A 215-nucleotide genomic window follows, 5' to 3' on the forward strand; every position below is an offset into this window, starting at 1 on the left:
TAAAAATATGATAGCGCACCATATAAATAACACCAAAGATTATTGTGGCATAGAAGCCATATAGCCACCAAGGTGGTAAGTTGTTAACGAGCTCCTTAATACCATCGTAATTATGATCTAAAATAATTTCACCTTCTTGTTCGATTGGTTTAGAACCGAGTACTTTTATATAGGTCTCTTTGATCCAAATGACCAAATTAGAAGGTGCCTCTTTT

Annotated in this window: 1 protein-coding gene; it reads right to left on the bottom strand. The window is 34.4% G+C overall.

Annotation, left to right across the window (positions count from 1 at the left end):
• On the bottom strand, positions 1 to 215 hold a 215-nt coding region (locus ACRHOC_RS15770; RefSeq protein WP_431159512.1), incomplete at both ends, for a cbb3-type cytochrome c oxidase N-terminal domain-containing protein.

Source organism: Winogradskyella poriferorum (genome assembly GCF_050618035.1).
Lineage (GTDB): Bacteria > Bacteroidota > Bacteroidia > Flavobacteriales > Flavobacteriaceae > Winogradskyella > Winogradskyella poriferorum_A.